The organism is Caulobacter endophyticus (assembly GCF_003116815.1).
GTDB classification, from domain to species: Bacteria; Pseudomonadota; Alphaproteobacteria; order Caulobacterales; family Caulobacteraceae; genus Caulobacter; species Caulobacter endophyticus.
The window spans coordinates 46,729-67,521 of record NZ_QDKQ01000043.1 but is presented as its reverse complement, the minus strand read 5'-3'; the positions used below and the strand labels follow the sequence as shown (position 1 = coordinate 67,521).

Below are 20,793 nucleotides of genomic sequence, written 5' to 3'. Positions count from 1 at the left end.
GGCTCTTCGGCTTTATATGTCTGTGGACGGCGTGGACGCCTGCGCGGCCCGCAGGTGACATGCGAGGCCGCCAGGGTCAAGCAAGCTGGCGGAAACGTCGCCGTGTGCGACCGCTATGCAACGGGGCGTGGACCGGATATAGCTGGACACAGACTTATGCTCATTTTCAGCATAACCTCGAAAGGTCGACCGCGTGGGTAGCCCGTCCTTCTTCTCCCCCTATCGCCACGGCTTCGTCCGGGTCGCCGCCGCCGTACCGAAGGTGAAGCTGGCCGATCCGGCCAGCAACGCGGCCGCCGTGCTCGACCTCGTCCGCCAGGGTCACGACCAGGGCGTGGCGGTGATGGCGTTCCCGGAGCTGGGCCTAACCGGCTATTCGATCGACGACCTGCTGCAGCAGGAGGTGCTGCTCGACGCGGTCGAGGCGGCGATCGCCTCCCTGGCCGAGGAGAGCGAAAAGCTCTCGCCGATGTTCGTGGTCGGCGCGCCGCTGCGCGACGGCGGACGACTCTACAACGCCGCCGTCGCCATCCACGCCGGCAGGGTTCTGGGCGTCGTGCCCAAGAGCTTCCTGCCCAACTACCGCGAGTTCTACGAGCGCCGCTGGTTCACCCCCGGCGCCGGCGTCGCGGGCAAGGCCCTGCGCCTGGCCGGCCAGAACGTCCCGTTCGGGACCGACATCCTGTTCAAGGCGGACGGCTTCACCGTCGGCGTCGAGATCTGCGAAGACGTCTGGACGCCCAATCCGCCCAGCACCGCCCAGGCTCTGGCCGGGGCCGAAATCCTGCTGAACCTGTCGGCCAGCAACATCACCATCGGCAAGTCCGAGACCCGCCGCCTGCTGTGCGCCAGCCAGTCGGCCCGGGCCGTGGCGGCCTATGTCTATTCGGCCGCCGGAGCGGGCGAAAGCTCGACCGACGTCGCCTGGGACGGTCATCTCGACATCCACGAGATGGGCGCCCTGCTGGCGCAGACCGAGCGCTTCTCCACCGGTCCAACCTGGACGCTCGCCGACGTCGACGTCGAGCGCATCCGCCAGGAGCGCATGCGCGTGGGCAGCTTCGGCGACGCCATGGCCCTGGCCCCGTCGGCTGCGCCGTTCCGCGTCGTCGCCTTCGATTTCGCTCCCCCGGCCGGCGACCTGGCCCTGGCGAGGGCCGTCGAGCGCTTTCCGTTCACGCCATCGGACCCGGCCAAGCTGCGCGAGAACTGCTACGAGGCCTACAACATCCAGGTCCAGGGCCTGGCCCGCCGGGTCGAGGCCTCGGGCCTGAAGAAGCTGGTGATCGGAATTTCCGGCGGCCTGGACTCCACCCAGGCCCTGCTTGTGGCGGCCAAGGCCATGGATCAGCTATCCCTGCCGCGCGAGAACATCCTGGCCTACACCCTGCCGGGCTTCGCCACCTCTGACCGCACCAAGTCCAACGCCTGGGCGCTGATGCGTGCCATGGGCGTCTCGGCGGTCGAGCTCGACATCCGTCCGGCCGCGATCCAGATGCTGAAGGATCTCGACCACCCGTTCGGGCGCGGCGAGCCGGTCTATGACGTGACCTTCGAGAACGTGCAGGCGGGCCTGCGCACCGACTACCTGTTCCGCCTGGCCAACCATCACGGCGGCCTGGTGGTGGGCACCGGCGACCTGTCGGAACTGGCCCTGGGCTGGTGCACCTACGGCGTCGGCGACCATATGAGCCACTACAATCCCAATTGCGGGGCGGCCAAGACGCTGATCCAGCACCTGATCCGCTTCGTGGCCCACTCCGGCGACGTCGATGCGGCGACCACGGCCTTGCTGGAAGACATCCTGGCCACCGAGATCTCGCCCGAACTGGTGCCCGGCGAGCAGACCCAGGCCACCGAAAGCTTCGTGGGTCCCTACGCCCTGCAGGACTTCAACCTCTACTACATGACCCGCTACGGCATGGCGCCGTCGAAGATCGCCTTCCTGGCCTGGAGCGCCTGGCATGACGCAGGCGAGGGCGGCTGGCCCGTGGGCCTGCCCGATGCGGCCCGCCGCGCCTACGACCTGGCCGAGATCAGAAAGTGGCTGGAGCTGTTCCTCAAGCGGTTCTTCGCCAACCAGTTCAAGCGCTCGGCCGTGCCCAACGGGCCGAAGATCTCGTCCGGCGGCGCGCTGTCGCCGCGCGGCGACTGGCGCATGCCCTCGGACGCCAAGGCCGACGCCTGGCTAGCCGAGCTTTCGGCCAATATTCCCCGCTGAAGCTTCTCAATACCGCCCAAGTCGCCACTATAAGGCGCTTGCGAAGCGGCGCTGGAACACGGCCGCGGTAAGGGACCCTCGTGACGAAGCTCTATCCCGTGATCCTGTGCGGCGGTTCTGGCACCCGGCTATGGCCGGCCTCGCGCCTGGACCGTCCCAAGCAGTTCCTCAAGCTGCTGGGTCCGCATTCCAGCTTCCAGGAGACCTTGCTGCGCGTGCGCGATCTGGCCGCTGGCCGGGAGATCATCATCGTCACCGGCGCGGCGATGATCGACTTCGTGCGCGAGCAGGCCCGCGAGATCGGCACGCCGGTCGTCATCCTGGTCGAGCCCGAGGCCCGCGACTCCGCCCCCGCCGTGGCCGCCGCCGCGGCCTATGTCGAAGCCCTCGATCCCGACGCGGTCGCCCTGATGCTGGCCGCCGACCACCACGTGGGCGAGATAGAGCTGTTCAAGGACGCCGCCCGCCTCGCCGCCCAGGCGGCGGGCAAGGGGCTGATCGTCACCTTCGGCGTGCGCCCGACGGGTCCGGCCACCGGCTTCGGCTATATCCGTCCAGGCGCGGCGCTGGACGCGGAGGGCGTGTTCAAGGTCGCCGCCTTCGTCGAGAAGCCCGACCTGCCCCTGGCCAGGACCTATGTCAGCCAGGGCTATCTGTGGAACAGCGGCAACTTCGCCTTCAAGGCCTCGACCATGCTGGCCGAGCTGGACGCCTTCGAGCCGTGCATCGCCCAGGCCGCGCGCGACGCCGTGGCCAAGGCCGAGCGGGGCGATCCGGACAACGCCTGCCTGCGCCTCGATCCCGAAAGCTTCGCCCAGGCGCCGAAGAAGTCTCTCGACTACGCGGTCATGGAGCGCACCGCCCTGGCCGCCGTGGTGCCCGCCGCGTTCAGCTGGTCGGACCTGGGCGCCTGGGACGCCATCTGGGGCGCCTCGCCCCAGGACGGCCACGGCAACGCCGCCCAGGGCGACGTCACCCTCGTCGATTCCAGGGGCGTCCTGGCCCGTTCGACAGGCCCCTTCGTCGGCGTGATCGGCGTCTCGGACCTGATGATCGTGGCCGAGCCCGACGCGGTGCTGATCTGCCGCCGGGACGACGCCCAGGCGGTCAAGACCCTGGTCGATCGCCTCAAGGCCAACGGCCGCGACCTTGCCCAGCGCCATCCGGTCTCGGAAGCCGGCGGCGTCGAGCGGCGGGTGCTGAGCCATTCGGCTCAGGCCAGCGTCGAGATGTGGCGGTTCGCGGCCGGCGCCAGCGTCGACGCCGCCGGCGCCCACGTCCAGGTGCTTCAAGGCCGCCTGCGCGTTCAGGATCAAGACCTTGGCAAGGGCGAATTCATCGCGCTGACCGAGGGTCAGGCCCTGGCCGCCCTCGAGCCGTCGACCGCTCTGGTCACGACCTTTTCGTGACGTAGCGGTCCAGCTCCAGGATCGCGCAGACGATGTGGTAGAACGAGCTGGCCGGCGCCGGCTCGTCCACGAAGGTCCCGTCGGCCTGCAGCTTGTCGCGCCAGAGGCCCGGCACGGCGACGTCGAAATACTTCAGCAGCGCCTCGGCCCCGTCGGCCGCGGTTTCGGCATAGGCGGCCTCGCCCGTCACGTCGGCCGCCAGCACGCCGGCCTTGATCCACTCGGTCTGCGCCCACAGGCGCGCGACGTCGTCGTGCACGCTCATGTCGTCCAGCAGGGCGAAGATCGCCACGCCGCGCGCAGGATCCACGCCCGGCCCCCTGCCGATCTCGATCATCCGCAGCGCCGCGACCTTGGCGTCCTCGCGGCCGGCCAGCGCGCTCCAGCGCAGCAGCAGCCAGGCCCACTCGAACTGGTGGCCGGGCTCGACGATGCGGCCGGCTACGCCGGGGGCCGGGTTCCAGTCGCCGTCATAGTATTCGCGCAGACCCCCGCTGACCGGGTCGATGAACTTGGACAGCGCCAGTTCGGCGATCTCGTCGGCCATCGCCCGCCACGCGGCGTCGCCGCCGGCCTCCACCCAGGCCAGCGAGGCCTCGAACATGTGCATGTGCGGGTTGGACAGCAGCGGCGTGGTCGGAGGAACGCTTTCCTCGAAGCCGGCGATCGGGTGCTTCAGCGTGGCGTGCAGCGCCGCTCGCAGTTCCAGCGCGATGCGCGGCAGGTCCTCGCGCTCGGGCAGGGCCTGGCTGGCCAGGGCCAGGCCGAACAGGCCGAAGGCCTGATCGTAGAGATCGACCTTGTCGTCCAGGGGCGAGCCATCCGACGCCACCAGGGTGCGGAAGAAGCCGTCGGGCCGGCGATAGTGCGCCAGATAGAAGTCCAGGCCGTGGGCCAGGGCCTCGCGCCACGGCCCCTCCCAGCCCAGCAGGCCGGCGGCGGCGTAGGAATAGATCTGGCGGGGCTGCACCCGGGCCCGGCGCGGCGCCTCGACCGGCGTTCCATCCTGGGCGATCTTTTCGAAGAACCCGCCGTTGACCTGGTCGGCCCCGACGCTCCACCACAGGGGAAAGGCCTCCTGCAGCGCCCAGGCCTTGAGACGATCTCTCAGGACGACGATACGGGCGGTGCGATCCATGGAAATCTCCCTTGAGGTGACGCCGTTCTACCGTCGCGATGCAGGGGCGCAAGCCTTCGCTTGTGAGGCGACGGGGGTTGGCGTAAGCCCAGGGTCATGCGCGACGAAGCCCCTCTGAAAGCCGTTTTCTTCGACCGTGACGGCGTGTTGAACATCGATCATGGCTACGTTCACGACATCGCCAATTTCGAATGGGTGCCCGGCGCTCGGGAAGTGATCTCCGAGCTGACCGCGGCGGGCGTGCAGGCCATTGTCGTCACCAACCAGGCGGGCGTCGCGCGCGGCTACTATACCGAAGAGACCATGCACGCCCTGCATCAGGCGATGCAGGACGAACTGGCCAGGACCGGAGGCCGGATTTCGGCTTTCTATCACTGCCCCTTCCATAGGGACGCCGTGGTCGAGGCCTTCCGTTGCGATGATCATCCCGATCGCAAGCCGAACCCGGGGATGATCCTGCGCGGCCTGTCCGAGAACGGACTGTCGCCCGAGGAATGCGTGCTGGTCGGCGACAACGACACCGACGTCGAGGCGGCCCAGCGCGCCGGCATGCCCGGCTATCTCTTCAAGGAAGCCAACCTGCTGGAATTCCTGAAAGCGCGTCTGGGCGCGCGCTTTCCCAAGGCGGACGCCTAACTTGAAACTCCTGATCACCGGCGGCGCCGGGTTCATCGGCTCGACCCTGGTCCGCAGCGCCCTGGCGGCCGGCCACGCCGTCGTCAATGTCGACGCCCTGACCTATGCCGGCGACCTGGCCAATCTAGCCGAGGTCGAAGCCCATCCGGCCTACGCCTTCGAACAGGCCGACATCGCCGACGCTCAGGCCGTGGCGACGATCTTCGAGCGGCACGCCCCCGACGCGGTGCTGCATCTGGCCGCGGAATCCCACGTCGACCGCTCGATCGACGGACCGCTGGCTTTCGTTCGGACCAACGTCATGGGCACGGCCGTGCTGCTTGAGGCCGCCCGCGCCCACTACGGCCGCCTCGACGCCGAACGCGCGGCGCGCTTCCGGTTCGTCCACGTTTCCACCGACGAGGTCTATGGCGCGCTCGGCCCGGACGACGCCCCCTTCGACGAACATTCGCCGATCGACCCGACCTCGCCCTATTCGTCGAGCAAGGCCGCTTCGGACCTGCTGGCCCGCGCCTGGGGGCGCACCTACGGCCTGCCGGTGATCGTCACCTCCTGCTCCAACAACTACGGCCCGCGCCAGCATCCGGAAAAGCTGATCCCCACGGTGATCTTCAACGCCCTGGCCGGTCGCCCCATCCCCGTCTATGGCGATGGCCGCCAGGTCCGCGACTGGCTGCATGTCGAGGACCACGCCAGCGCCCTGCTGCGGGTGCTGGACGCCGGCGCGCCGGGGCAGACCTATCTGATCGGCGGCGACGCCGAGCGGGCCAACATCGATCTGGTGCGCGCGATCTGCGCCGCGCTCGACAAGGTCCGTCCCGGCAACACGCCGCGCGAGGACCTGATCACCTACGTCGCCGACCGCCCTGCTCACGATCGCCGCTACGCCATCGACGCGGGCAAGCTGCAGCGCGATCTGGGCTGGTCGCCGGCCATGACCATCGAGGAGGGCCTGGAACGCACCGTGCGCTGGTACCTCGACAACGACGCTTGGTGGGACGCATTGCGCGCCAAGGGCTTCGCCGGCCAGCGCCTGGGCGTGACCGCATGATCCGCATCCTGCAGTTCGGCGCCACGGGCCAGGTCTCGCAGGCGATGATCGCCGCCGCCCCTGGCCGGGCCGCTCTGTCCGTGCTGTCGCGCGCCCAGGTCGACCTCGTGGACACCGCGGCCGTCGAGGCCGCCATCGCCGGCGCCGACTGCGACCTGGTGCTCAATTGCGCCGCCTTCACCCTGGTCGACAGGGCCGAGGCCGAACCCGAGGCGGCGCGCGCCGCCAACGCCCTGGCGCCGGCCGCCATGGCCCGGGCCTGCGCCGCGCGCGGCCTGCCGCTCGTTCACCTGTCGACCGACTGCGTGTTCGACGGAACCCTCGACCGCCCCTATCGGGAGGACGACGCGCCCCATCCGCTGTCGGTCTACGGCGCCACCAAGCTGGACGGCGAGAGCGCGGTGCTGGCCTGGGAAAAGGGCGTGGTGCTGCGGATCTCGTGGGTGTTCTCGCGCTTTGGCCGCAACTTCGTGCGCACGATGCTGCAGCTGGGCCGCAGCCGCGACGAGCTGCGGGTGGTCGCCGACCAGTACGGCTGTCCGACCGACGCCGCAGCCCTGGCCGATTTCATCCTGGGCGCAGCCGCGCGATGGGTGAGCGCAGCGCCCGGCGATCCGGCCTTCGGCCTGTTCCATTTCACCAACGCCGGCGCGACCTCGCGCCACGACCTGGCCGCCGCCGCCCTGGCCCGCGATCCGCTGACGCGGGCGACGCTGTCGCCGATCGCCAAGCGCGACTTTCCCGAGCCGGCGGCGCGCCCCCTCAACGGCGCGCTCGACAACGGCCGGGTTTCCGCCGTTTTCGGCTGGCAAGCGGAACCATGGGCGAGCGCCGTCGCGCGCGCCGCAGACGAGATCATCGCCGAGGGACTGGACGCATGAGGCGCGGGATCATTCTCGCCGGCGGATCGGGCAGCCGCCTGGCGCCACTGACGCTGGCGGTCAGCAAGCAGCTGCTGCCGGTCTACGACAAGCCGATGATCTATTACTCGCTGACCACGCTGATGCTGGCCGGCGTGCGCGAAATCCTGATCGTCACCAATCCGCATGACGAGACCGCCTTCCGCCGGCTGCTGGGCGATGGGGCGCATCTTGGCCTGCGGATCGAATACAAGCCCCAGCCCTCGCCTGACGGCATCGCCCAGGCCCTGATCCTGGGCGAGGACTTCCTCGACGGGGCCGACAGCGCCGTGGTGCTGGGCGACAACATCTTCTTCGGCGCGGGCTTTCCCGATCTCCTCGGCGCCGCGGCCTCGCGTCCGTCCGGCGCCACGGTGTTCGGCTACACGGTGGTGGATCCCCAACGCTACGGCGTGGTCGAGATCGGCCCCGACGGCCGCGCGCTCAGCATCGAGGAAAAGCCCGCCAAGCCGCGCTCGCGGCACGCGGTGACCGGCCTCTACTTCTATGATGGCCGGGCGCCGGCCATCGCGCGGAGCCTGAAGCCCTCGGCGCGCGGCGAGCTTGAGATCACCGACGTCAACCGCGCCTATCTCGACGCCGGCGACCTGACGGTCGAGCGGCTCGGCCGCGGCTACGCCTGGTTCGACACCGGCACCCACGACTCCCTGATGGAGGCCTCCGAGTACGTGCGCGCCATCGAGCTGCGCCAGGGCTTCCGGATCGGCTGCGTCGAGGAGGTGGCGTTCCAGATGGGCTTCATCGACGCCCGGCAACTGCGGGCCCTGGCCGGCGAGACCCCCAAGACGGGCTATCATCGCTACCTGCGCCAGCTCGCCGACGGCGAGATCTGAAACCCTGGCGCGGCGGCGTCCGAGGGGCTAAACCGGCTGCCAATTCCTCCACAACAACAAGGCCCGCGCGCAGAGCCATGCAGATCTTCCTCGACAGCACCGACACCAAGGTCATCGCCGACTTCGCCGCCACCGGCCTGATCGACGGCGTGACCACCAACCCGACCCTGATCGCCAAGTCGGGCCGTCCGATGCTCGAAGTCATCGCCGAGATCTGCGACCTGGTCCCTGGCCCGATCAGCGCCGAAGTCGCCGCCACCACCGCCGACGCCATGATCGCCGAAGGCGCCAAGCTGGCCCAGATCGCCCCGAACGTCGTGATCAAGCTGCCGCTGACCCGCGACGGGCTGATCGCCTGCGGCCACTTCGCCAACGAGGGCGTCAAGACCAACGTCACCCTGTGCTTCTCGCCGACCCAGGCCCTGCTGGCCGCCAAGGCCGGCGCGACCTACGTCTCGCCGTTCATCGGCCGCCTGGACGACTACGGCTTCGACGGCATGGACCTGATCCGCGACATCCGCGCCATCTACGACAACTACGGCTACGAGACCGAAATCCTGGCCGCCTCGGTGCGCAACACCGCCCACGTCAAGGAAGCCGCCGTGGTCGGCGCCGACGTCGTGACCATCCCGCCGTCGGTGTTCGGCGACATGTTCAAGCATCCGCTGACCGACAAGGGCTTGGAACAGTTCCTGAAGGACTGGGCCAGCACGGGCCAGTCGATCCTGTAGTTCGACGATTTTGTGATCGCCGCAACCCGTTGCGGCATAAGGCGCGGCCTCGGATTCGTCCGGGGCCGTTTCTTTTTGCGGCCGCGAAGGTGGTTCGCAAACGCGAATTGGCGCGTTAGGGTCAGGAAACCTCGAGTTCTGAGGAGCGGGCCCATGAAAGCCGCCGACATCGCCATCGACATCTGCCTGGCCTCCGCCGAGGAAGCCGTGCGGTTCTCGCGTTTCGTGCAGAGCTTCCTGACCAGCAATGACTTTCCCTTCGTGATGATCCACAACACCCCCGAGCTCGGCCTCGAGCGCCGCAAGGTGGTGTTCGAGGACGTCGGCGTCGGCGCGAAGTTCGCGCGCGAGTGGCGGATGGACCGCCTGGCCGCCGCCGGGGCCTGACGCCGCCGCGTCAGAACGGCGTTCCCGTTTCCGATTTTGGGCGTTAGACAGGGAGATCGTTTCTTCCCGTCGCGGAGTCGCGCCATGAACGACCCCAAATCCGCCCTTCCCTCGGTCGCCGGTTCCGCGCTCGACCTTATCGGCCGCACGCCGATGCTGGAGGTGCGTAACCTTGATACCGGGCCCTGCCGGCTGTTCCTCAAGCTGGAAAGCCAGAACCCCGGCGGCTCCATCAAGGACCGCGTGGCCCGCTCGATGATCGAGGCGGCCGAGGCTGACGGCAGCCTCAAGCCCGGCGGCGTGATCATCGAGGCCACCGCCGGCAATACGGGGCTGGGCCTGGCCCAGGTGGCGACGCTGAAGGGCTACAAGCTGATCCTGATCGTCCCCGACAAGATGGCGCGCGAGAAGATCCTGCACCTGCGGGCCATGGGCGTGGACGTGCGCCTGACCCGCAGCGACGTCGGCAAGGGCCACCCCGAATACTACCAGGACATGGCCCAGACCCTGGCCCAGTCGATCCCCGGCGCGATCTACGTCAACCAGTTCTCCAACCCCGCCAACCCGCTGGCCCACGAGACCGGCACCGGCCCGGAGATCCTCGACCAGATGGGCGGCGACGTAGACGCCGTGGTCGTGGGCGTCGGCTCGGGCGGCACCCTGACCGGCATCGGCCGCTTCCTGGCCAAGGCCTCGCCCAAGACGAAGATGGTGCTGGCCGACCCGGTCGGCTCGATCCTCTGCGACTACGTGGCGACCGGGACCTATGGCGAGGCCGGCTCGTGGATCGTCGAGGGCATCGGCGAGGACTTCATCCCCGACAACGCCCAGATGGACTTCGTCTCCAAGGCCTATTCGATCAGCGACCGCGAGAGCGTCGACACCGCCCGCCTGCTGCTGCGCAAGGAAGGCGTGCTGGCCGGCTCGTCGTCGGGCTGCCTGCTGGCCGCGGCCCTGAAGTACTGCCGCGAGCAGACGCAGCCCCAGCGGGTCGTGACCCTGGTCTGCGACACCGGCGCCAAGTACCTGACCAAGATGTTCAACGACATGTGGCTGGCCGCGCACGGCTTCGACCAGCGTGAGTTGCACGGGGACCTGCGCGACCTGATCGCCAAGCGCTACGCCGACGGCGGCGTCGTCGCGATCGGCCCGCAGGACACCCTGATGACCGCCTACAACCGCATGCGCTCGTCCGACATCAGCCAGTTGCCGGTGGTCGATCACGGCAAGCTGGTGGGCATCCTCGACGAGAGCGACATACTGGCCGCCGTCGAGGGCCGTGACGAGCATCGTACCGCCCGCTTCAAGACCCCGGTCGCCGAGGCCATGACCCGCGAGGTCAACACCCTGCAGGCCAGCCAGGGCGTCGAGGCCCTGCCCGACGTCTTCGACCGCGACGAGGTGGCCCTGGTCGTCGACGGCGACGAGTTCGTCGGCGTCATCACCCGCGTCGACCTGATCAACCACCTGCGGCTGGAGGCGTGAGGACGTTGCGGAAATGTTCTCGCGGAGTCATGCTGGCGGCTGGAAGATAGGTCCGGTCATGGAAGTCACTCTGAAGCCCGATCTTGAGCAGTTCGCCCGCGATTGCGTCGCCGACGGTCGCTACGAGAACGTCGGCGACGTCGTGAGGGCCGCCCTCACCCTGCTCCAGGAGCAGGAGGAACGGCGCGCGCGGCTGAGCGACTCGCTCGACCAGGCGATGGCCGAAGCCGACCGCGAGGGCTGCTTCACCGCCGCCGAGATCGCGGCGGAAATGAAGGCCGCTATCGAGGCGACCTCCAGGGAAACCGTGAAATAGATGCCGCCGGCGGCGGTCGCGCCCCAGGCCAGGCGCGAGCTTCTCGCCGCCTCGACCTGGATTTCCGGTGATAGTCCGCGCGCAGCCCTGAGACTGATGGAAACCTTTCTGGCCGCGGCCGACGCCCTGGGCCGTAACCCCCATCTTGGCCAGGAACAGCCCGACATCGTCCGCCCGCCCTATCGACTGCTAAGGCTGCGGGGCTTTCCCTACGTCCTGGCCTACGATCCGTCCCGAAATCCACCTGTCATCGCGCGCGTGTTGCACGGTGCCCGCGACCTGGCCGAAGCTCTCAAATCCCTCTGACCGACGTCGAGACCGCATGACCGACATTCCCGGCAAGAACCGCCTGGCCTTCGCCACCCGCGCGATCCATGGCGGCCAGTTCCCCGATCCCACCACCGGCGCGGTGATGGTGCCCATCTACGCCACCTCGACCTATGTCCAGTCGAGCCCGGGCGAGCACAAGGGCTTCGAGTACAGCCGCAGCCACAACCCCACTCGCTTCGCCTTCGAGCGGGCCATCGCCGACCTGGAAAGCGGCACGGCCGGCTTCGCCTTCGCCTCGGGCCTGGCGGCGGCCTCGACGATCCTGGAGATCCTCGACAGCGGCGCCCACGTGATCGCCAGCGACGACCTCTACGGCGGCTCGTTCCGGCTGTTCGACAAGGTGAGGAAGCGCTCGGCCGGCCTGACCTTCAGCTTCGTCGACATGGGCGATCCCGAGGCCATCGAGGCGGCGATCCGTCCCGAGACGAAGATGATCTGGGTCGAGACCCCCACCAATCCGATGCTGCGCTTGGCCGATCTGGAGGCCATCGCGGCCCTGGCCAAGCGTCGCGGCCTGATCACCGTGGCCGACAACACCTTCGCCAGCCCCTACGTCCAGCGGCCGCTGGAGCTGGGCTTCGATATCGTCATGCACTCGGCCACCAAGTACCTGAACGGCCACTCCGACGTGGTCGCGGGCGTGGCCGTGGTCGGCGACAACCCGCAGCTGATCGACAAGCTGAGGTTCCTGCAGAACGCGGTCGGGGCGGTGCTAGGCCCCTTCGACAGCTTCCTGGCCCTGCGCGGGGTCAAGACCCTGGCCCTGCGCATGCAGCGGGCCTGCGACAGCGCGCTGGAGATCGCCCAGTGGCTGTCCACCCGCAAGGACGTCGAGCGGGTGATCTATCCGGGCCTGGCCAGCCACCCGCAGCACGACCTGGCCCGCCGCCAGATGCATGGCGGCTTCGGCGGGATCATCTCGGTGGAGCTGAAGGGCGACGAAGCCACCGCGCGCCGGGTGCTGGAGCGCACGCGCCTCTTCACCCTGGCCGAAAGCCTGGGCGGGGTCGAGAGCCTGATCGAGCATCCAGCGATCATGACCCATGCCTCGATTCCGGCCGATCAGCGCAAGGCGCTGGGGATCAGCGACACCCTCATCCGGCTTTCGGTGGGGATTGAGGACTGCTCGGACCTGATTTCCGACCTTTCCGCGGCGCTTTCAGCCTGAACAGGTGATGGTCCTTGTCGCCGGGCATGGACGGCGACGGATCCGGGGCGTTCGACTTGCGCGGGGGCGGCAGCTCCCGCGTCGGGTCCTCGGCCCACAGGTGGGCGGCCAGCATCAGGTCGGTCTTGACCGGGCCGAAGTCCTCCTTGGCCGTCCACACGCGGATGGCGGCCTGGGCGAACACCTCCGACAGGTCGGTGACCTCGATCATCGGGGCCGGCTCCTTGCGCACCCGCGGGTCGTTCTCGGCCCGCTCGCGCATCTTCTGCAGCACCAGCACCAGGTCGGTCTTCAGCGGCACCTTGAACAGCACGTCGGCCCGGCGGGTGCGGTGGGTCGAATAGTTGAGGATGACGTCGCCGAACACCTTGCTGTTGGGGATCATCACCTTGACGTTGTCGGGGGTCGAGATCTCGGTGAACAGCAGGTCCAGCGACTTGACCGTGCCCTGGCGCGTGGCGGTCTCGATGACGTCGCCGACGCGATAGGGGCGGAACAGCAGGATCATCACGCCGGCCGCCACGTTCGACAGCGCGCCCTGCAAGGCCAGGCCGATGGCCAGCGAGGCCGCGCCCAGCACGGCGATGATCGAGGTCGCCTGCACGCCCAACTGCTGCAGCACCGCCACCAGGCCGATGGCGACCATGGCGTAGCGCACCAGCGACGAGACGAAGCTTTCCAGGGTCGGGTCGGGGTTTGTGCGGTGAACGCGTCCCAGCGCCCGCTTGGCCACCCCGGCCAGCCAGCCGGCGGCCCAGAAGGTGACCACCAGGATGATCGCGGCGACAACCAGATTGACGGCGATCTTGCCCAGCCAGTCGATGAAATGGCCGAACATGGTTTCGTCGGCCTTGATGTTGGCGATGGACGGCAGGGACAGGTCTTCGGGTACGATGGTCGGCTTGCTCATGAAACTCTCGATGGCGCCCCCGCGCCGGCCGGTCAACGACACGCGGCGCAGGTTCGTTCCCTGAGGCGTCGAGGCGCCCGCGCCCGGCCCGCGAGCGCTGCCAAGTCTGGTCCGGAAATGGAAACGGCCGCTCCCTTTAGGGGAGCGGCCGTCTTGGTGGAGCTAAGCGGAGTCGAACCGCTGACCTCTTGAATGCCATTCAAGCGCTCTACCAGCTGAGCTATAGCCCCGAGGCTCTGGAGCCTTGGTCCCCGGATGGTCGCCCGGGAAGGCGCGGAAACTATGTCGAGGCCTTTCCGGGATCAAGCCCCTCCATCAGGCGGAGGCGCAAGTTTTCCAGCAAGTCTTCGAAGGCTTCCAAAAATGGAAACGGCCGCTCCCTTTAGGGAAGCGGCCGTCTTGGTGGAGCTAAGCGGAGTCGAACCGCTGACCTCTTGAATGCCATTCAAGCGCTCTACCAGCTGAGCTATAGCCCCAAGGCTCTATGGAAAATCACGAAGACTTTCCGTCGAATTCCTTAGTCTCTCCGGCGGTTCCGAGTGGCTGCCCTCCGAAGAGGCGCGGAACCTATGCCGAGGTTTTTGCGGGATCAACCCCCTCGGCGAACTTTTTTTCGGGGGTCGGCCAAAGCCTTGTGGAGAACCCGAAAATCCGGGGGCGGATCGCTCCGCCCCCGGGAATTCCAGAGCTTACCGGTCGTCGTCTTCGCCGTCCGGCAGGCCTTCGATCTCGTCGCCGAGATCGTCTTCGTCTTCGTCCTCGAGGAACGGAACGTCGTCGCCGTCCTCGTCGGCCAGGTCTTCGTCCTCGGCGAAGTCGACGCCCAGGTCGTCACCGCCCGGCGACGGCTCGGCGGTCGGATCGCCGTCTTCGTCGTCACCCTCGGTGACGTCGGCCTCGGCGGCCTCGTCGATTTCCGGGGTTTCGTCGACTTCGTCCTCGTAGCCGTCCTGCTCCTTGGGAGCCGGGGCTTCCTTCTCGTCGTCGGCGTCGTAGTCCGGCGTGACGGCGCGGGCGCGGACACGGCGCGACTTCAGGGCCTCTTCCGGGTCGAACTGTTCGCCGCACTTTGGGCAGACAGCCGGACGACGGTTGAGGTCGTAGAACTTCGATTGGCAGTTGGGGCAGATTTGTTTTGCGCCCAAGTCGGGATTAGCCAAGGCGGCGACCCTTTGATCCTGATGGGAAAAGCGGCGGCTGACTTGCCATGACGGGAGGCCGCTGTCAAAAGCAAACCCCTTCGCGAAACACCTATGTTGCAAGGAGCCGGTTTCGGCATGACCACGGCTGGATTGAAGAGCGCTCCGGGCGGAGCCCTTCGCGGTACGGTTCGGGCGCCTGGCGACAAGTCCATTTCGCACCGTTCGATGATCCTTGGCGCCCTGGCCAGCGGCACCACCACCATCGAGGGGCTGCTGGAAGGCGACGACGTCCTGGCGACCGCGCGGGCCATGCAGGCCTTCGGCGCGCGCGTCGAGAAAGAGGGCGTCGGCCGCTGGCGCGTCGAAGGCAAGGGCGGCTTTTCCGAGCCCTCGGACGTCATCGACTGCGGCAACGCCGGCACCGGCGTGCGCCTGATCATGGGGGCCGCCGCAGGCTTCGCCATGTGCTCCACCTTCACCGGCGACGCCAGCCTGCGCGGCCGCCCCATGGGCCGGGTCCTCGACCCGCTGGCCCGCATGGGCGCCACCTGGTTCGGCCGCGACAAGGGGCGCCTGCCCCTGACCCTGAAGGGCGGGGCCCTTCGCGGCCTCGTCTATACCCTGCCGATGGCCTCGGCCCAGGTGAAGTCGGCCGTGCTGCTGGCCGGCCTGCACGCCGAGGGCGGCGTCGAGGTGATCGAGCCGGAAGCCACCCGCGACCACACCGAGCGCATGCTGCGCGCCTTCGGGGCCGAGGTGATCGTCGAGGACAAGCCAAGTGGCGACCATGTCGTCCGCCACGTGCGCCTGCCCGAAGGCCAGAAGCTGAAGGGCACGCATGTGCAGGTGCCGGGCGACCCGTCCTCGGCTGCCTTCCCGCTGGTCGCCGGCCTGATCGTCCCCGGCTCGGAAGTGACCGTCGAGGGCGTGATGCTCAACGCGCTGCGCACCGGCCTCTTCACCACGCTGCAGGAAATGGGCGCGGACCTGACCATCTCGAACGTGCGCGTCGAGAGCGGCGAGGACGTCGGCGACATCACCGCCCGCTACTCCCAGCTCAAGGGCGTCGTCGTGCCGCCCGAGCGGGCGCCGGCGATGATCGACGAATACCCGATCCTGGCCGTCGCGGCCGCCTTCGCCGACGGCCCGACCGTCATGCGCGGCATCGGCGAGATGCGGGTCAAGGAAAGCGACCGCATCGCCCTGACGGCGGCGGGCCTCGCGGCCTGCGGCGTCACCGTCGAGGAAGAGCCCGAAGGCATGACCGTGGTCGGGACCAAGGGCGGCAACCATCCGGTGCGCGGCGGCGGCAAGGTGATCACCCACGGCGATCACCGCATCGCCATGAGCCACCTGATCCTGGGCCTGGCCGCCCAGGAGCCGGTCGAGATCGACGAGCCGGGGATGATCGCCACCAGCTTCCCCGGCTTCGTGTCGCTGATGACGGGCCTGGGCGGCTCGATCGTCGAGGCCTGATCCATGGGCTTCGTGATCGCCGTCGACGGCCCCGCCGCCTCGGGCAAGGGCACGATCGCCTCGCGCCTGGCCGCCCACTACGGCCTGCCGATGCTCGACACCGGCCTGCTGTACCGCGCGGTCGGCGTGCGCCTGCTGGACGCCGGCGGCGATCTCGACGATCCGGCGGCGGCCGAGGCCGCCGCACGGGGCCTCGACCTGGCCGAACTGGAGCGCCCCGAAGTGCGCACCCGCGCCGCCGGCGAGGCCGCCAGCCGCGTGGCCGTGCACCCCGGCGTGCGCTCGGCCCTGTTCGACCTGCAGCGCGAGTTCGCGGGCCAGCAGGACGGCGCGGTGCTGGACGGTCGCGACATCGGCACGGTCATCGCCCCCGAGGCGCGCGCCAAGCTCTATGTCACCGCCAGCGCCGAGGTCCGGGCCGACCGTCGCTGGAAGCAGCTGACCGGCCAGGGCGAGAACGTCACCTTCGAAGAGATCCTGGCCGATATCCGCAAGCGCGACGAGCGCGACGGCGGCCGCAAGGACGCGCCCATGACCCAGGCTGTGGACGCTATCTTGCTTGATACGTCGGAAATGACTATATCCCAGGCCTTCGATGCGGCTCTCCGCATCGTCGAGACGGCGCGCGCCCGGTGAGGAAACTCCAAGGGCTAATCTAACGCCCGCCTCGCCGCCGCTTCAGGACGCGACGGACGCATCAGAAAAATCCTATCACCCGGAATCCCGAGAACCGTCATCCGACGGCGCTCGTCACAGGGCTTCCCACAACCCAGAGACCTTAGATCAGCATGGCTGACGATATGAGCTTCAACCCCACGCGCGACGATTTCGAAGCGCTCCTCAACGACTCCATGGGCGGCCGCGACTTCGCGGAAGGCTCCGTGGTCAAGGGCAAGGTCGTTGGGATCGAGAAGGACTTCGCGATCATCGACGTCGGTCTGAAGACCGAAGGCCGCGTCCAGCTGAAGGAATTCGGCGTCGACGAAGCCGGCAAGGCGACCATCAAGGTCGGCGACACCGTCGAAGTCTTCCTCGAGCGCCTTGAGAACGCCATGGGCGAAGCGGTGATCAGCCGCGAAAAGGCCAAGCGCGAAGAAGCCTGGACCCGCCTGGAAGGCGTCTACGCCAAGAACGAACCCGTCATGGGCGCGATCGTCGGCCGCGTGAAGGGCGGCTTCACCGTCGACCTCGGCGGCGCCTCGGCCTTCCTGCCGGGCTCGCAAGTCGACATCCGTCCGGTGCGCGACGTCGGCCCGCTGATGGGCAAGGAACAGCCCTTCGCCATCCTGAAGATGGACCGTCCGCGCGGCAACATCGTCGTCTCGCGTCGCGCCATCCTGGAAGAAGCCCGCGCCGAGCAGCGCACCGAACTGGTGTCGCAGCTGCAAGAGGGTGAAATCCGCGAAGGCGTCGTCAAGAACATCACCGACTACGGCGCCTTCGTCGACCTGGGCGGCATCGACGGCCTGCTGCACGTCACCGACATGAGCTGGAAGCGCGTCAACCACCCGAGCCAGGTGCTCGCCGTGGGCGACACCGTGAAGGTCCAGATCGTCAAGATCAACCCGGACACCCAGCGCATCTCGCTCGGCATGAAGCAGCTGCAGTCGGATCCGTGGGACGGCGTTGAAGCCAAGTACCCGGTCGGCGCCAAGTTCACCGGCCGCATCACCAACATCACCGACTACGGCGCCTTCGTGGAGCTGGAAGCCGGCGTTGAAGGCCTGGTGCACGTGTCGGAAATGTCGTGGACCAAGAAGAACGTCCACCCCGGCAAGATCGTGTCGACCTCGCAGGAAGTCGACGTCGTGGTCCTGGACGTCGATCCGTCCAAGCGCCGCGTCTCGCTGGGCCTGAAGCAAGCCCTGGCCAACCCGTGGGAAGCCTTCGTCGAGGCTCACCCGATCGGCTCGACCGTCGAAGGCGAAGTCAAGAACGCGACCGAATTTGGTCTGTTCATCGGCCTCGACAACGACATCGACGGCATGGTGCACCTGTCGGACATCGACTGGAGCGTCGCCGGCGAAGAAGCCATGGCTCGCTACAAGAAGGGCGACGTGGTCAAGGCGAAGGTTCTCGATGTCGACATCGAGAAGGAACGCATCTCGCTGGGCATCAAGCAGCTGGCCGGCGACCCGATGTCGGGCGACACCTTCCGCAAGAACCAGACCGTGACCGTCACCGTCACGGAAGTCACCTCGGGCGGCATCGAAGTCCGCTTCGGTGAAGACGACGCCCCGATGACCGCCTTCATCCGCAAGTCGGACCTGTCGCGCGATCGTCAGGAACAGCGCCCCGAGCGCTTCGCCGTGGGCGACCGCGTCGACGCTCAGATCACCAACGTGGACAAGGCTGCTCGCCGCGTCTCGCTGTCGATCAAGTCGCTGGAAATGGCCGAAGAGAAGGAAGCCATCGAGCAGTTCGGCTCGTCGGACTCCGGCGCTTCGCTGGGTGACATCCTGGGCGCGGCTCTGCGCGAGCGCGCTGCGCCGAAGGAATAAGCTTCAGTCTCACGGCTTGAGCTGAAGACAGGCGGCGGTCGGAGCAATCCGACCGCCGTTTTTCTTTTGCGCGAACTCTTGGCCGCACTGCCTGGAATTGTATGGTCCCGCTTGTCTGAGTAGTTGGCAGGGGCGTCCCATGTTCAAGTCTTCCGCGCTGGTTCTTCCAGCCGCCGCCGTGGCCGCGATGTGGGCCGGCCACGCCGCCGCCGCCGACAAGCCCGCCTATGCCGCCCCCGCCGCCTGGGTGGACGTCGCCCCGATCCCGGCCGCCCAGCCCGGCCCCGAAACCCCCGCCACCCAGGTGCTGCTCGACGACAGCCAGACGCGCCTCGAGCGCTCGGGCGGGACCTACTACAATCGCCGCGTCGTGCGCATCGTAAAGACCGAGGGCCTGGCGGGCTCCGGCTCGCGCTCGGTGTCCTGGAACCCGACCGCCGAAACGGTGACGCTGCACACCCTGGCCATTCGTCGAGGCGACCAGGTCATCGACCTGCTGCAGGGCGGCAAGGACGTGCTGGTCATCCGCCGCGAGACCAATCTCGAACGGGCCATGCTCGACGGCCGCCTGACCGCCAGCGTCCAGATCAAGGACCTGCAGGTCGGCGACGTGGTCGACTGGGCCTACACCGTCCACCGCACCGAACCGCTGCTCGACAACCGCGGCCAGGCCTTCGAGCGCATGGGCTGGGGCGGCAAGATCGGCCGCTACCGCGTGCGGCTGGAATGGCCGCAGGACAATCCGGTGGTCTGGAAGGCCGGCGCCGGATTCCCGCAGCCGACGGTGACGAAGGCCGGCGGCTTCACGCGCCTGAGCGTCGATCTGGCCGACGCCGAGTCGCCCAAGGCGCCGACCGGCGCGCCGCTGCGCTTCCAGCGCGTGGGCGAGCTGCAGGCCTCGACCTATGCCGACTGGGCCGAGATCTCGCGGCGGATGCACCCGCTCTACGACAAGGCCGCCGAACTGGCGCCGGATTCGCCGGTGCGGGCCGAGATCGCCCGCATCGCCGCGGAGACCAAGGACCCCAAGGAACGGGCCTTCGCGGCCCTGCAGCTGGTCGAGGACAAGACCCGCTACCTGGCGCTCAGCATGGGCGACGGCGGCTATCGCCCCGCGCCCGCCGACGAGACCTGGGCGCGACGCTTCGGCGACTGCAAGGGCAAGACGGTGTTGCTGCTTGCCCTGCTGCGCGGCCTGGGCGTCGACGCCGAGCCGGCCATCGTCTCGACCACCAGCGGCGACGGCATGGACGAGCGCGTGGCCGCCGCCGGCCAGTTCAACCACATCATCGTGCGCGCCCGCATCGACGGGAAAAGCTTCTGGCTCGATGGCACGCGCTCGGGCGACAAGGGCGGCCTGGACCAGCTGCGTCCGCCGGGCTTCCGCTGGGCCCTGCCGGTGCGCGCCAAGGGCGCGGGGCTGGAGCCCATCGAGCAGCCGCCGCTGGCCGAGGCCCAGACCGAGACCAAGCTGCACATCGACGCCTCGGCCGGCCTCGACAAGCCCGCGCCGGTGCGGGTCGAGATCCTGATGCGCGGCGACGCGGCCCGGGCCTTCAACCGCTCGCTGGAGACCGCGCCCAAGGCCGACGTCGAACGCGCGCTCAAGCAGAGCGTCTCCAAGTCCTCCAGCTGGATCACGCTGGAGACCGTCGACTGGACCAAGACCGAGGACGGCGAGCTCAAGGTCGTGATGGCCGGCACGGGCACGCCGGAATGGCGCCTCAACGACGATCTTGGCGTGCGCGAGCTGAAGCTGGGCGGCGGCGATGGCCGCGGCGCCACCTTCCCGCGCCGTGAACCGGGTCCCAACGCCGACGCGCCCTTCGTCCTGCGCTATCCGTCCTACGGTCGCGAGACCATGGAGGTGGTGCTGCCGAACAAGGGCGAGGGCTTCATCGTCAAGGGCGCCAACGGCGATGACGCCGCCACGGGCTACCGCGTGATCAAGTCGGCCCAGGTGGTCGACGGCGTCGCCCGCTTCGAGAAGGTGACCCGCAGCGAGGCGCGCGAGCTGCCGTTCGCCCAGGTCGAGGCGGCCAACGCCGCCATCCGCAAGGCCGCCTACGACGTCGAGATCGTCAGGGCGCCGAAGGGTCTTTGAGGGACGGCCCGCAACCTTTTCCTTGAAGATTGCGG

19 protein-coding genes and 2 tRNA genes are annotated in these 20,793 nt (G+C 68.5%); 16 read left to right on the top strand and 5 right to left on the bottom strand.

Translation table 11 applies throughout. The features are described from left to right. Positions 1-193: 193 nt before the first annotated feature. Positions 194-2,221 carry an NAD(+) synthase gene (locus DDF67_RS12550; RefSeq protein WP_109101224.1) on the top strand — a complete coding sequence of 676 codons (2,028 nt, stop codon included), beginning with the start codon at positions 194-196 and terminating at the stop codon, positions 2,219-2,221. Between the two features lie 80 nt (positions 2,222-2,301). Beyond that, positions 2,302-3,630 (top strand): mannose-1-phosphate guanylyltransferase/mannose-6-phosphate isomerase, encoded by a 1,329-nt coding sequence (locus DDF67_RS12545; protein WP_109101223.1) that lies wholly within the window; start codon positions 2,302-2,304, stop codon positions 3,628-3,630. Here DDF67_RS12545 and DDF67_RS12540 read toward each other — a convergent pair. Continuing rightward, a complete protein-coding gene (locus tag DDF67_RS12540) occupies positions 3,614-4,768 on the bottom strand; it encodes an AGE family epimerase/isomerase (RefSeq protein ID WP_109101222.1) in 1,155 nt (384 codons plus the stop codon). The two genes, DDF67_RS12545 and DDF67_RS12540, sit on opposite strands and share 17 nt — an antisense overlap. Positions 4,769-4,864: 96 nt before the next feature. On the opposite strand from DDF67_RS12540, the gene DDF67_RS12535 reads away from it, so the two are divergent. The 10 genes from DDF67_RS12535 to DDF67_RS12490 all read left to right on the top strand — a co-directional run bounded on the left by DDF67_RS12535 (position 4,865) and on the right by DDF67_RS12490 (position 12,625). Beyond that, entirely contained in the window at positions 4,865-5,404 is a 540-nt protein-coding gene (locus tag DDF67_RS12535; RefSeq protein WP_109101221.1) for a D-glycero-alpha-D-manno-heptose-1,7-bisphosphate 7-phosphatase, read from the top strand. A gap of 1 nt (position 5,405) precedes the next feature. Beyond that, positions 5,406-6,455, top strand: a complete 1,050-nt coding sequence (rfbB, locus tag DDF67_RS12530; RefSeq protein WP_109101220.1) for a dTDP-glucose 4,6-dehydratase — start codon at positions 5,406-5,408, stop codon at positions 6,453-6,455. Continuing rightward, complete coding sequence (gene rfbD, locus DDF67_RS12525) at positions 6,452-7,336, top strand: dTDP-4-dehydrorhamnose reductase (protein ID WP_233247638.1); 885 nt, start codon at positions 6,452-6,454, stop codon at positions 7,334-7,336. The genes rfbB and rfbD overlap by 4 nt, the downstream gene beginning before the upstream one ends. Then, a complete protein-coding gene (gene rfbA, locus DDF67_RS12520; RefSeq protein ID WP_109101219.1) occupies positions 7,333-8,208 on the top strand; it encodes a glucose-1-phosphate thymidylyltransferase RfbA in 876 nt (291 codons plus the stop codon). Before rfbD ends, rfbA begins: the two co-directional genes overlap by 4 nt. Before the next feature lie 77 nt (positions 8,209-8,285). Further along, the gene (gene fsa / locus DDF67_RS12515; RefSeq protein WP_109101218.1) at positions 8,286-8,939 is read left to right on the top strand and encodes a fructose-6-phosphate aldolase; all 654 of its coding nucleotides are present in this window, start codon (positions 8,286-8,288) and stop codon (positions 8,937-8,939) included. A 153-nt stretch (positions 8,940-9,092) separates the two neighbouring features. Continuing rightward, complete coding sequence (locus DDF67_RS12510; RefSeq protein ID WP_109101217.1) at positions 9,093-9,326, top strand: hypothetical protein; 234 nt, start codon at positions 9,093-9,095, stop codon at positions 9,324-9,326. An 84-nt stretch (positions 9,327-9,410) separates the two neighbouring features. Further along, entirely contained in the window at positions 9,411-10,811 is a 1,401-nt protein-coding gene (locus DDF67_RS12505; protein WP_109101216.1) for a pyridoxal-phosphate dependent enzyme, read from the top strand. Between the two features lie 58 nt (positions 10,812-10,869). Further along, complete coding sequence (locus DDF67_RS12500) at positions 10,870-11,127, top strand: type II toxin-antitoxin system ParD family antitoxin (protein ID WP_109101215.1); 258 nt, start codon at positions 10,870-10,872, stop codon at positions 11,125-11,127. Further along, positions 11,128-11,433 carry a type II toxin-antitoxin system RelE/ParE family toxin gene (locus DDF67_RS12495; protein ID WP_109101214.1) on the top strand — a complete coding sequence of 102 codons (306 nt, stop codon included), beginning with the start codon at positions 11,128-11,130 and terminating at the stop codon, positions 11,431-11,433. Positions 11,434-11,449: 16 nt separating this feature from the next. Next, the gene (locus DDF67_RS12490) at positions 11,450-12,625 is read left to right on the top strand and encodes a trans-sulfuration enzyme family protein (RefSeq protein ID WP_109101213.1); all 1,176 of its coding nucleotides are present in this window, start codon (positions 11,450-11,452) and stop codon (positions 12,623-12,625) included. On the opposite strand, the gene DDF67_RS12485 is transcribed toward DDF67_RS12490, so the two are convergent. The 4 genes from DDF67_RS12485 to DDF67_RS12470 form a co-directional block, all read right to left on the bottom strand. Beyond that, the gene (locus tag DDF67_RS12485) at positions 12,552-13,535 is read right to left on the bottom strand and encodes a mechanosensitive ion channel family protein (RefSeq protein ID WP_109101212.1); all 984 of its coding nucleotides are present in this window, start codon (positions 13,533-13,535) and stop codon (positions 12,552-12,554) included. The two genes, DDF67_RS12490 and DDF67_RS12485, sit on opposite strands and share 74 nt — an antisense overlap. A gap of 154 nt (positions 13,536-13,689) precedes the next feature. Then, positions 13,690-13,765, bottom strand: a tRNA-Ala gene (locus DDF67_RS12480). 170 nt (positions 13,766-13,935) lie between these two features. Beyond that, positions 13,936-14,011: transfer RNA gene (locus tag DDF67_RS12475), tRNA-Ala, on the bottom strand. 213 nt (positions 14,012-14,224) lie between these two features. Beyond that, positions 14,225-14,695 (bottom strand): TIGR02300 family protein, encoded by a 471-nt coding sequence (locus DDF67_RS12470; protein WP_109101211.1) that lies wholly within the window; start codon positions 14,693-14,695, stop codon positions 14,225-14,227. A gap of 117 nt (positions 14,696-14,812) precedes the next feature. Here DDF67_RS12470 and aroA point away from each other — a divergent pair, with 117 nt between their 5' ends. From aroA to DDF67_RS12450, 4 genes are all read left to right on the top strand, one after another. Then, positions 14,813-16,153 carry a 3-phosphoshikimate 1-carboxyvinyltransferase gene (gene aroA / locus DDF67_RS12465; RefSeq protein ID WP_109101210.1) on the top strand — a complete coding sequence of 447 codons (1,341 nt, stop codon included), beginning with the start codon at positions 14,813-14,815 and terminating at the stop codon, positions 16,151-16,153. Positions 16,154-16,156: 3 nt separating this feature from the next. Then, positions 16,157-16,789, top strand: coding sequence for a (d)CMP kinase (gene cmk / locus DDF67_RS12460; protein ID WP_109101209.1), 633 nt, complete (start codon positions 16,157-16,159; stop codon positions 16,787-16,789). A gap of 152 nt (positions 16,790-16,941) precedes the next feature. Next, positions 16,942-18,654 carry a 30S ribosomal protein S1 gene (gene rpsA / locus DDF67_RS12455; protein WP_109101208.1) on the top strand — a complete coding sequence of 571 codons (1,713 nt, stop codon included), beginning with the start codon at positions 16,942-16,944 and terminating at the stop codon, positions 18,652-18,654. A 139-nt stretch (positions 18,655-18,793) separates the two neighbouring features. Continuing rightward, positions 18,794-20,758: a DUF3857 domain-containing protein gene (locus tag DDF67_RS12450; protein WP_109101207.1), complete on the top strand. Its 1,965-nt coding sequence runs from the start codon at positions 18,794-18,796 to the stop codon at positions 20,756-20,758. The last annotated feature ends 35 nt before the right edge of the window (positions 20,759-20,793 follow it).

Coding starts and splice junctions, on each gene's coding strand:
- rpsA (WP_109101208.1), top strand. CDS start 16,942: ATGGCTGACGATATGAGCTTCAACCCCACGCGCGACGATTTCGAAGCG.
- DDF67_RS12450 (WP_109101207.1), top strand. CDS start 18,794: ATGTTCAAGTCTTCCGCGCTGGTTCTTCCAGCCGCCGCCGTGGCCGCG.
- DDF67_RS12490 (WP_109101213.1), top strand. CDS start 11,450: ATGACCGACATTCCCGGCAAGAACCGCCTGGCCTTCGCCACCCGCGCG.
- fsa (WP_109101218.1), top strand. CDS start 8,286: ATGCAGATCTTCCTCGACAGCACCGACACCAAGGTCATCGCCGACTTC.
- DDF67_RS12510 (WP_109101217.1), top strand. CDS start 9,093: ATGAAAGCCGCCGACATCGCCATCGACATCTGCCTGGCCTCCGCCGAG.
- aroA (WP_109101210.1), top strand. CDS start 14,813: ATGACCACGGCTGGATTGAAGAGCGCTCCGGGCGGAGCCCTTCGCGGT.
- DDF67_RS12505 (WP_109101216.1), top strand. CDS start 9,411: ATGAACGACCCCAAATCCGCCCTTCCCTCGGTCGCCGGTTCCGCGCTC.
- rfbD (WP_233247638.1), top strand. CDS start 6,452: ATGATCCGCATCCTGCAGTTCGGCGCCACGGGCCAGGTCTCGCAGGCG.
- cmk (WP_109101209.1), top strand. CDS start 16,157: ATGGGCTTCGTGATCGCCGTCGACGGCCCCGCCGCCTCGGGCAAGGGC.
- DDF67_RS12535 (WP_109101221.1), top strand. CDS start 4,865: ATGCGCGACGAAGCCCCTCTGAAAGCCGTTTTCTTCGACCGTGACGGC.
- rfbA (WP_109101219.1), top strand. CDS start 7,333: ATGAGGCGCGGGATCATTCTCGCCGGCGGATCGGGCAGCCGCCTGGCG.
- DDF67_RS12500 (WP_109101215.1), top strand. CDS start 10,870: ATGGAAGTCACTCTGAAGCCCGATCTTGAGCAGTTCGCCCGCGATTGC.
- DDF67_RS12485 (WP_109101212.1), bottom strand. CDS start 13,535: ATGAGCAAGCCGACCATCGTACCCGAAGACCTGTCCCTGCCGTCCATC.
- DDF67_RS12540 (WP_109101222.1), bottom strand. CDS start 4,768: ATGGATCGCACCGCCCGTATCGTCGTCCTGAGAGATCGTCTCAAGGCC.
- DDF67_RS12495 (WP_109101214.1), top strand. CDS start 11,128: ATGCCGCCGGCGGCGGTCGCGCCCCAGGCCAGGCGCGAGCTTCTCGCC.